The organism is Rosenbergiella collisarenosi, from assembly GCF_018494085.1.
GTDB classification, from domain to species: domain Bacteria; phylum Pseudomonadota; class Gammaproteobacteria; order Enterobacterales; family Enterobacteriaceae; genus Rosenbergiella; species Rosenbergiella collisarenosi.
In genome coordinates, this window is record NZ_JABBFP010000023.1 from 1 (window position 1) to 2060 (window position 2060).

Annotated in this window: 2 tRNA genes and 2 rRNA genes; all 4 read left to right on the top strand. The window is 50.1% G+C overall.

The annotated features are described in order from the left end of the window. A 16S ribosomal RNA gene (locus HGT70_RS16405) occupies positions 1-51 on the top strand; the annotation flags it as partial. A gap of 74 nt (positions 52-125) precedes the next feature. Next, a tRNA-Ile gene (locus tag HGT70_RS16410) sits at positions 126-202 on the top strand. Between the two features lie 113 nt (positions 203-315). Then, positions 316-391, top strand: a tRNA-Ala gene (locus HGT70_RS16415). 182 nt (positions 392-573) lie between these two features. Beyond that, positions 574-2060 (top strand): 23S ribosomal RNA (locus HGT70_RS16420); the annotation flags it as partial.

Genomic DNA, 2060 nt, shown 5'->3' on the forward strand with positions numbered 1-2060 from the left:
AAGTCGTAACAAGGTAACCGTAGGGGAACCTGCGGTTGGATCACCTCCTTACCTATAAGATACATGACTGCGTAGTGTCCACACAGATTGTCTGATGAAAATTAAAGAGAGCAGTAAACATCTGCAGGCTTGTAGCTCAGGTGGTTAGAGCGCACCCCTGATAAGGGTGAGGTCGGTGGTTCAAGTCCACTCAGGCCTACCAATTCTTTCTCATGCCACGTTATGTTTCCGGCTCGTATACTTCAGTATACGTCGCGAAAACATGCCTTGCCTGAAAAAGAATCTTTTGGTAACTCTGATGTTTGCAAAATCGATGGGGCTATAGCTCAGCTGGGAGAGCGCCTGCCTTGCACGCAGGAGGTCAGCGGTTCGATCCCGCTTAGCTCCACCATCTTCAGTATCTCACTGAAAATAAATTATCTTAAAGCTGACTTACGAGTCATCTTTAAGATATTGCTCTTTAAAAATCTGGAAACAAGCTGATAAATTGAAAACACTGAATTATGAATAATAATTCGGAGTCTCTCAAAGACTTTTACAGTCTACAGCGTCTAAGACGTCTGTGGGTTGTGAGGTTAAGCGAATAAGCGTACACGGTGGATGCCCTGGCAGTCAGAGGCGATGAAGGACGTGCTAATCTGCGAAAAGCGTCGGTAAGGTGATATGAACCGTTATAGCCGACGATATCCGAATGGGGAAACCCAGTGTGTTTCGACACACTATCGCAACATGAATACATAGTGTTGCGAGGCGAACCGAGGGAACTGAAACATCTAAGTACCTCGAGGAAAAGAAATCAACCGAGATTCCCCTAGTAGCGGCGAGCGAACGGGGAGGAGCCCAGAGTCTGCATCAGTCAGTGTGTTAATGGAACGGTCTGGAAAGTCCGGCGATACAGGGTGATAGCCCCGTACATGAAAATGCACTGATTGTGAGCTCGAAGAGTAGGGCGGGACACGTGGTATCCTGTCTGAATATGGGGGGACCATCCTCCAAGGCTAAATACTCCTGACTGACCGATAGTGAACCAGTACCGTGAGGGAAAGGCGAAAAGAACCCCGGCGAGGGGAGTGAAATAGAACCTGAAACCGTGTACGTACAAGCAGTGGGAGCACGCCTTGAGCGTGTGACTGCGTACCTTTTGTATAATGGGTCAGCGACTTATATTTTGTAGCAAGGTTAACCGTATAGGGGAGCCGCAGGGAAACCGAGTCTTAACTGGGCGTTAAGTTGCAAGGTATAGACCCGAAACCCGGTGATCTAGCCATGGGCAGGTTGAAGGTTGGGTAACACTAACTGGAGGACCGAACCGACTAATGTTGAAAAATTAGCGGATGACTTGTGGCTGGGGGTGAAAGGCCAATCAAACCGGGAGATAGCTGGTTCTCCCCGAAAGCTATTTAGGTAGCGCCTCGTGAACTCATCTTCGGGGGTAGAGCACTGTTTCGGCTAGGGGGCCATCCCGGCTTACCAACCCGATGCAAACTACGAATACCGAAGAATGTTATCACGGGAGACACACGGCGGGTGCTAACGTCCGTCGTGAAGAGGGAAACAACCCAGACCGCCAGCTAAGGTCCCAAAGTCATAGTTAAGTGGGAAACGATGTGGGAAGGCTCAGACAGCCAGGATGTTGGCTTAGAAGCAGCCATCATTTAAAGAAAGCGTAATAGCTCACTGGTCGAGTCGGCCTGCGCGGAAGATGTAACGGGGCTAAACTATGCACCGAAGCTGCGGCAGCGACACTATGTGTTGTTGGGTAGGGGAGCGTTCTGTAAGCCGTTGAAGGTGGACTGTGAGGTCTGCTGGAGGTATCAGAAGTGCGAATGCTGACATAAGTAACGATAAAGCGGGTGAAAAACCCGCTCGCCGGAAGATCAAGGGTTCCTGTCCAACGTTAATCGGGGCAGGGTGAGTCGACCCCTAAGGCGAGGCCGAAAGGCGTAGTCGATGGGAAACAGGTTAATATTCCTGTACTTGGTGTTACTGCGAAGGGGGGACGGAGAAGGCTAGGTTATCCGGGCGACGGTTGTCCCGGTTTAAGCGAGTAGGCTGATAGT